Below are 1656 nucleotides of genomic sequence, written 5' to 3'. Positions count from 1 at the left end.
CCGAGTGCGGTTGCTGGATACTTCGTGGTTTTGAATTTGTTTTAAAGTTTAGTGTTTGTTTTAACCAGTTTAAAAACGTTATAAACTTATTAAAATGGGTAAAGAAAAGGTTCATATAAACATCGTGGTTATCGGCCACGTAGACTCCGGTAAATCTACTACTACTGGACATTTGATCTACAAATGTGGTGGTATCGACAAACGTACCATCGAAAAATTCGAAAAAGAAGCCCAAGAAATGGGTAAAGGTTCTTTCAAATATGCCTGGGTATTGGACAAGTTGAAGGCAGAACGTGAACGTGGTATTACAATTGATATCGCTTTATGGAAGTTCGAAACTTCGAAATACTACGTAACCATCATCGACGCTCCTGGACACAGAGATTTCATAAAGAACATGATCACAGGAACTTCTCAAGCTGATTGTGCAGTACTTATAGTTGCAGCCGGTACTGGTGAATTCGAAGCTGGAATTTCTAAAAACGGCCAAACACGTGAACATGCATTGTTGGCCTTCACTCTTGGTGTAAGACAACTTATCGTTGGAGTTAATAAAATGGACTCCACTGAACCTCCATATAGCGAAAGCCGTTTTGAAGAAATCAAAAAAGAAGTATCCTCCTACATCAAAAAAATTGGTTATAATCCTACTGCTGTGGTCTTCGTACCAATCTCTGGATGGCATGGTGACAACATGTTGGAGCCCTCTGACAAAATGCCATGGTTCAAGGGATGGAATATCGAACGTAAAGAAGGCAAAGCTGAAGGCAAGACCCTTATTGATGCTTTAGATGCCATTTTGCCCCCCAGTAGACCAACTGAGAAACCACTCCGTCTACCACTTCAGGATGTTTACAAAATTGGAGGTATTGGAACAGTACCAGTCGGCCGTGTTGAAACTGGAGTGCTTAAACCTGGTATGGTGGTTGTTTTCGCCCCAGCTAACATTACTACTGAAGTAAAATCAGTAGAAATGCACCACGAAGCCCTTCAGGAAGCCGTGCCTGGCGATAACGTAGGTTTCAATGTAAAGAACGTATCAGTAAAAGAACTTCGTCGTGGATACGTAGCAGGAGACTCAAAGAACAACCCACCCAGAGGAGCAGCTGACTTTACCGCCCAAGTTATTGTTCTCAACCATCCTGGTCAAATTTCTAGTGGCTATACTCCTGTCCTTGATTGTCACACCGCCCATATTGCTTGCAAATTCGCTGAAATCAAAGAGAAGGTTGATCGTCGTACAGGAAAAACAACTGAGGAAAATCCAAAAGCCATCAAATCCGGCGATGCTGCCATCGTCAACTTGGTTCCTACTAAACCCATGTGCGTAGAATCTTTCCAAGAATTCCCTCCCCTTGGTCGTTTTGCTGTTCGTGACATGAGGCAGACGGTTGCTGTAGGAGTCATCAAGAGTGTCAACTTCAAAGATCCTTCCTCCGGCAAAGTAACGAAAGCTGCCGAAAAAGCTCAAAAGAAGAAGTAACCGCTTCCGAAATTTAGAATTTCACGCATTTTATTATTATTCCATAAATGTTTCTACATGTTAAATGTAATTTTCCACTTCTAGGACAGGGAATATTATTTTAAAAATTAAATTAATAGGATGACCATGATAAGTTTGTGAATAAACAAGTTTTCAAATAGACTCCTTTTGTA

1 protein-coding gene is annotated in these 1656 nt (G+C 41.0%); it reads left to right on the top strand.

All coding sequences use genetic code 11. The features are described 5' to 3' along the window. Window positions 1-94: 94 nt before the first annotated feature. Window positions 95-1483, top strand: a complete 1389-nt coding sequence (gene tuf / locus EK369_RS22735) for a translation elongation factor EF-1 subunit alpha (protein ID WP_127116271.1) — start codon at window positions 95-97, stop codon at window positions 1481-1483. The last annotated feature ends 173 nt before the right edge of the window (window positions 1484-1656 follow it).

It is taken from the genome of Shimia sediminis, from assembly GCF_003990645.1.
GTDB lineage: Bacteria > Pseudomonadota > Alphaproteobacteria > Rhodobacterales > Rhodobacteraceae > Shimia > Shimia sediminis.
The sequence above is the reverse complement of the archived record's forward strand: the minus strand, read 5'-3'. Positions and strand labels throughout refer to the sequence as shown.

What these genes read in the sequence shown, in the direction of transcription:
- tuf (WP_127116271.1), top strand. Translation starts at nt 95, where the DNA reads ATGGGTAAAGAAAAGGTTCATATAAACATCGTGGTTATCGGCCACGTA.